Annotated in this window: 6 protein-coding genes; 3 read left to right on the top strand and 3 right to left on the bottom strand. The window is 30.2% G+C overall.

Annotated elements, in window-relative coordinates; genetic code table 11:
* Positions 1-16 precede the first annotated feature (16 nt).
* The 3 genes from tnpA (EIC27_RS05535) to gyrB form a co-directional block, all read right to left on the bottom strand.
* Positions 17-289 carry an IS66 family insertion sequence element accessory protein TnpA gene (gene tnpA / locus EIC27_RS05535; protein WP_410519463.1) on the bottom strand — a complete coding sequence of 91 codons (273 nt, stop codon included), beginning with the start codon at positions 287-289 and terminating at the stop codon, positions 17-19.
* Positions 290-650: 361 nt separating this feature from the next.
* Positions 651-962, bottom strand: a complete 312-nt coding sequence (locus tag EIC27_RS05530; protein ID WP_126045100.1) for a DMT family transporter — start codon at positions 960-962, stop codon at positions 651-653.
* Positions 963-1,000: 38 nt separating this feature from the next.
* Positions 1,001-3,397 carry a DNA topoisomerase (ATP-hydrolyzing) subunit B gene (gene gyrB, locus EIC27_RS05525; protein WP_126045099.1) on the bottom strand — a complete coding sequence of 799 codons (2,397 nt, stop codon included), beginning with the start codon at positions 3,395-3,397 and terminating at the stop codon, positions 1,001-1,003.
* Positions 3,398-3,547: 150 nt separating this feature from the next.
* Between gyrB and tsaD the strand changes: the two genes are divergently transcribed.
* The 3 genes from tsaD to tnpA (EIC27_RS08335) all read left to right on the top strand — a co-directional run.
* A complete protein-coding gene (gene tsaD / locus EIC27_RS05520) occupies positions 3,548-4,573 on the top strand; it encodes a tRNA (adenosine(37)-N6)-threonylcarbamoyltransferase complex transferase subunit TsaD (protein ID WP_126045098.1) in 1,026 nt (341 codons plus the stop codon).
* A 12-nt stretch (positions 4,574-4,585) separates the two neighbouring features.
* Positions 4,586-6,385: a translation elongation factor 4 gene (lepA, locus tag EIC27_RS05515; protein WP_126045097.1), complete on the top strand. Its 1,800-nt coding sequence runs from the start codon at positions 4,586-4,588 to the stop codon at positions 6,383-6,385.
* 209 nt (positions 6,386-6,594) lie between these two features.
* The coding region (gene tnpA, locus EIC27_RS08335; RefSeq protein WP_410519448.1) for an IS66 family insertion sequence element accessory protein TnpA at positions 6,595-6,751 on the top strand (157 nt) is incomplete at its 3' end.

Raw genomic sequence — 6,751 nt, 5'->3', positions numbered from 1 at the left:
GTTCTACCACTTATTTTTATTCTTGCCTAGATGCCCTTATTTTAGCGCTTACCTTTTTACTTTCTATTATCATCTCTGATTTTATTTCTTCACTTCTTTCTTCTTCGCATTCTTTCACTCTTATTGGTATAAATTTATTTTTTACTGTATTTCTTTTATTTTCTACAAGAATTCTGTGCCATTTATAAAATGTACTTCTCGGCACATTCTTTTGCTTACAAAATTCATATTTACTTACATTACTTTTTTTATATTCTTCTACTAGCTCTTTCCATTTTTCATTACTTATTCTTTTTTTCTAATAGCATCATTAGCCTCTATTTTTTTAGGCTTTTGTTCTACCACTTATTTTTATTCTTGCCTAGATGCCCTTATTTTAGCGCTTACATGCTTGCAGCGTCTTTACAGTAATGATACATCATGAAGAAGAGCTTTAACTCTACTGTGATGACAAAAATAAAAACGTCATTGCGAGGATGTCAAAAGTATCCGTGGCAATCCAGAAAAGTTGTAAGCAAATATAAGTATGGCAACAATACTGGATCACCACGCCCCTTGCGAGGTTCGTGATGACTGTGAGAGATATTGTGCTTCATGACGATAATATCTAGTATAAATTCTAACTTCTTATCTTCAGCTTGGGTTATTGTTTAAGATAATTTCAAACCTATTATTGATATTATTGCCAAAGCTATAAAAAATATTCTCATATAGGTAGCTGGTTCATTAAAAAATAAAATACCTATTATAACAGCTCCAACACCACCAATTCCAGTCCATACTAGGTATGCAGTTCCTATAGGTATTTTTGTTAAAGACTTTGATAACAGATAAAAACTACATGCACTAAAAAGTATAAATAATACTATATATTTAGTTTTAGTAAAACCATCAGAAAGCTTTAATGCTATTGCAAAAGCAACTTCAAAAAAACCAGCTAAAACTAAATAAAGCCAAGACATATTTCACTACCAAAATAAATTATAATTTATATATAAAATTAATAATCTAGGTTAGCAACTTTTAAAGCATTACTTTTTATAAAATCTCTTCTTGGCTCTACAACATCACCCATTAAAGTTGAGAACACTTCCTCAGCATCGCTTGCATCGTTAACATTAACTTGAAGTAAAGTTCTATTATTTGGGTTAAGAGTCGTTTCCCACAGTTGATCTGGATTCATTTCACCAAGTCCTTTAAATCTTTGTATATACAATCCTTTTTTAGAATAATTAAAGATAGTATCTACTAAATCAGTTATAGTTGAAGTTTTAAGAATTTTTTCATCTTTATAGGTAAATTCATTATCTTTATTAAATTCAGAAAGCATGTTCGTTAATTCAATAATTATATCTTTATTTTTCTCAGAGAATAAATGATTACTTATTTCATATACTTCTTTTACAACCTTTTCTAACCTATGTATTTCTAACCCCTCTTCAACATCTATAACTTTCCATTCAATTTGATTATTTTTAAATAGTCTATTAAATCTGCTAATCAAGTTCTGTGAATCGATTTTCTTTGATGATGACATATCATTAAAAAAGCCCAAAAATAATAATTCTTCAATAATGTAAGCAGGCACTTGGTTTGTGTAGTTTTTTATTATATTTGAAAATCTTATTAAGTTATCCAAAAGTGTTTTGACTTTATCTTCATCCAACTCTTGATTACTAATTTTAATATTGCAATTTTTTAAAATTATGCTTTTTAGATAATTGCGAAGAGCTAATTCATCTTTTAAATATGTATCTGATTGCCCTCTTTTAACTTTATATAATGGTGGCTGAGCTATATATAAATAACCTTTTTCAATTAATCCAGGCATATACCTAAAAAAGAATGTTAAAAGCAAAGTTCTTATATGAGCACCATCTACATCAGCATCAGTCATAATTATAATTTTATGATATCTTAATTTTGTTAGATCAAACTCTTTATCTTCAAGTACAACTCCTAAAGCAGTGATTAATGTGCCAATTTCTGCAGAATTAAGCATTTTATCAAATCTAGCTCTTTCTACATTAAGTATTTTACCCTTCAGAGGTAAAATTGCTTGAGTTTTTCTATCACGCCCTTGTTTTGCAGATCCTCCTGCCGAATCACCCTCAACTAAAAATAATTCTGATTTAGCTGGGTCTTTTTCTTGACAATTGGATAATTTCCCTGGAAGAGTTGAGATTTGATTTCCTATTTGTTTTCTAGATAGGTCTCTTGCTTTTCTTGCAGCATCTCTTGCAATTGCTGATTCAGCCATTCTGCCAATTATTGTTTTTGCATCTTTAGGATTCATTTCTAGCCATTTAGCAAATTCATCTGAAACAACTGATTCAACAACTGTACGAACTTCACTACTAATTAATTTATCTTTTGTCTGAGATGAAAATTTTGGATCAGGAACACGAACAGAAACAACAGATGTAAGTCCCTCTCTCATATCATCAGGAGAAATTTTAATTTTTTGTCTTTTATTTAATTGATTGGTTTCAATATAGTTATTTATCACTCTTGTAAGAGCACCTCTAAAGCCAGTCAAGTGAGCACCACCATCCTTTTGGCGAATATTATTGGTAAAAGTAAGTGTATTTTCATGATAGCTATTATTCCATTGAAATGCTACATCAACTACAATTTCATTTGCTTCACCAGTAATTCTTATAGTCTTATTAATAGCATGCTTTGCTCTGTCAAGATATTTTACAAAATTTAAGATACCACCTTCAAAATGTAAATTAGCTGATTTTTCTTCTTCTCCTCTTTTATCATAAAGTTCTATAGATATTTCTGGATTTAAAAATGCTAATTCCCTATATCTATGTTCTAGAGTAGAATAATTAAAATCTATATGAGAGAAGGTTTTATCAGATGGAAAAAATTTAACTTGAGTTCCAGTTTTTTGGGGATCATCGCTTGGTTTTGATTCTAACTCTTTAACTTTGTGACCATGTTCAAACCGCATAGTAAATTCTTTTCCATCCCTCCAAATAGTTAATTCTAACCATTTTGAAAGAGCATTTACAACTGATACCCCTACTCCATGTAACCCACCAGAAACTTTATAAGAGTTATCATCAAACTTTCCTCCAGCATGCAATTGAGTCATTATTAATTCTGCGGCTGATATACCCTCATCTTTATGAATATCTGTAGGTATCCCTCTTCCATTATCAACTACAGTGACAGATCCGTCTGTATTTAAAATTATAATAACTTTATCACAGTGACCAGCTAATGCTTCATCTATAGCATTATCAGTAACCTCATAAACCATATGGTGTAATCCAGAGCCATCATCTGTATCTCCAATATACATCCCTGGACGTTTTTTAACAGCCTCAAGGCCTTTTAAAACTTTAATGGAATCAGCACTATAATTTTGAGCTTCTTTCGTCATATATTTATTTTAAATGAAAATTTACATCACAAGATTATATCATAAATCTAATGTTTAATCAAAGAGTCACTTTGTATTAATTTAATATCTATTGAATATAAATCTAAATCATATAAAATCTTGCTCAAATTTACTTTTACCTAATTTTTAATGTTAGTACTTGGAATTGAAACTAGTTGTGATGAAACTGCTGTAGCAATTATAGATGATAAAAAGAAAATTTATTCTAATAAGATTTATTCTCAAATTGATTTGCATAAGAAATTTGGTGGAGTAGTGCCAGAAATTGCTGCAAGAAGCCATGTTGAATTATTACCACACGTACTTGAAGAAGCAATTAAAGAAGCAAAAGTTGATTTAAAAAATATCGATGCAGTTGCTGCAACTGGTGGACCTGGATTGATTGGTGGTGTGATGGTTGGAGTGATGTATGGAAAAACAATAGCTTCTGCTCTTAATAAAAAGTTCATAGCCATAAATCATCTTGAAGGTCATGCATTAATTCCGAGAGTGACAGAAAATATTGACTATCCATATTTACTGCTTTTAATTTCAGGCGGACATTGTCAAATAGTTATTGTTGAAAAGCTTGGTAAATATGAAATTATAGGTAAAACAATTGATGATGCAGTAGGAGAAGCTTTTGATAAAACTGCTAAATTATTAGATTTAGGTTACCCTGGTGGCCCTATTGTAGAGAAATATGCAGAAAATGGAGATGAAAAGGCTTTTACTTTTCCAAAACCTTTATTGAAAAAAGGTGAGTGCAACTTTTCTTTTTCAGGACTTAAAACTGCTGTAAGAAATCAAATTAACAAATTAGACAAATTATCTGAAAAGACTAAATCAGATATATGTGTTTCATTTCAATATACCGTTTCAGAAATTATTAATCATAAAATTATGGAATCCTTTAAATTATTCAATTCTAAATTTCCACACTCAAAGAATGTTGTTATTTCTGGAGGAGTTGCTGCAAATAAATATATAAGAAAAAAATTAAGTGAAAATATTAGTACTTTAGGTTATAAATTATTTTATCCACCAATTAACTTATGTACAGATAATGCTGTTATGATTGCTTATGCAGGGATTGAAAGGTTAAACAACGGAGATTATAGTAATTTAGATTTTGAACCTAAGTCTCGGTGGAGCTTAGATAACATTACTTATTAAAACACATATATAATGACAAAATTAGATAATATAAGAAATTTTTCAATAATTGCTCATATTGACCATGGCAAATCTACTCTTGCTGATAGACTAATTGAAATGTGTGGTAATCTAGAAGAAAGAGAGATGTCAGATCAAATATTAGATTCCATGGATATAGAAAAGGAAAGAGGGATAACTATTAAAGCCCAGACTGTAAAGCTAAAGTATAAATCAAAATCTGGCAAAGATTACATCTTGAATTTAATTGATACTCCAGGACACGTTGACTTTAGTTATGAGGTGGATAGATCACTCGCTGCATGTGAAGGCTCAATTTTAGTTATTGATGCATCTCAAGGAGTAGAGGCTCAAACTCTTGCTAATACCTATAAAGCAATAGAAAATAACCATGAAATTATTCTTGTACTTAATAAAATTGACTTACCTGCTGCTGATCCAGATAGAATTAAAAGACAAATTGAAGATGTAATAGGACTTGATACAGAAAATGCAATTGAAATATCTGCAAAAACAGGTAAAGGCGTTGATAATGTATTAGAAGCAATTGTCAATATTTTGCCACCGCCAAAGGGTAAAATAAAAGAACATCTTAAGGTTATGTTGGTAGATAGTTGGTATGATAAATATCTAGGGGTTGTAATATTAGTCAGAGTTATAGATGGAGTACTTAAAAAAGGCATGAATATAAAAATGATGTCAACAAATTCAGAATATATAATTGAAAGAGTTGGTATTTTTACCCCTAAAAAAATAGTAATTAATGAATTAAGTGCTGGTGACGTTGGATTTATTACAGGTAGCATAAAGCAAGTATCTGATTGTAATGTTGGTGATACAATTATAGATGCAAAAAATCCTATAGACAAGGCATTGCCTGGGTTTAAACCAAGTAAGCCTGTGATTTTTTGTGGCATATATCCAACTGATTCCAGTAATTATCCAGTACTTAGAGATAGTATAGCAAAACTAAAACTTAATGACTCAAGCTTACAATATGAACCTGATACATCCAAAGCATTAGGTTTTGGTTTTAGATGTGGATTTCTAGGAATACTTCATCTTGAAATAATTCAAGAAAGATTAGAGCGAGAATTTGACTTAGACCTTGTTACAACTGCCCCTAGTGTAATATATAAATTATATATGCGTTCAGGAAAAATGATGGAGCTACACAATCCTGCAGATATGCCAGATCCAACTCAAATTGAATATATGGAAGAGCCATGGGTAAAAGCGACAATAATGGTTCCAGATGAATACTTAGGTGTTGTTATTAGTCTATGTACGGATAAAAGAGGCAAACAAGAGGAATTAACTTATGTAGGTAGTAGGGTAATGCTCATATACAAGCTACCTCTTAATGAAATAGTCTTTGATTTTTATGAGAAATTAAAATCTTGCTCTAAGGGATATGCTAGTTGTGATTGGGAATTGGATGTATATCAAAGAGGTGATTTAGTTAAAATTAATATACTAATCAATGCATTATCTGTCGATGCACTAAGCTTGCTGATACATAAATCAAAAGCAGAAACAAGAGGAAGAGAAATATGCGAACACCTAAAAGAATTGATACCTAGACATTTATTTGTAATACCAATTCAGGCTGCGATCGGTGGTAAAATTATTGCACGAGAAACAATTAGTGCACTGAGAAAAGATGTTACAGCAAAATGCTATGGTGGGGATGTTACAAGAAAACGTAAATTGCTTGAAAAGCAAAAGAAAGGTAAAAAACGCATGAGATCAGTTGGTAATGTAAATATTCCACAAAGTGCATTTATTTCTGTGTTAAAAGTTGGAAAATAAAAATTTTTATATAAAATATACCTAAATAATTATTGATATTTATACAAAAGTTATTATGTTACTGAGTTTATATAAATATAAATAAAGGTAAAGTCATGAGTGCTAATAATATAGACAGAGATGAAATTGATACGTAAGCGCTAAAATAAGGGCATCTAGGCAAGAATAAAAATAAGTGGTAGAACAAAAGCCTAAAAAAATAGAGGCTAATGATGCTATTAGAAAAAAAGAAAAAAAGAATAAGTAATGAAAAATGGAAAGAGCTAGTAGAAGAATATAAAAAAAGTAATGTAAGTAAATATGAATTTTGTAAGCAAAAGAATGTGCCGAGAAGTACATTTTATAAATGGCACAGAATTCTTGTAG

It is taken from the genome of Candidatus Aquarickettsia rohweri (genome assembly GCF_003953955.1).
Taxonomy (GTDB): Bacteria; Pseudomonadota; Alphaproteobacteria; order Rickettsiales; family Midichloriaceae; genus Aquirickettsia; species Aquirickettsia rohweri.
Note: the sequence above shows the minus strand (reverse complement) of the source record. Positions and strands in the feature narration are given on the sequence as shown.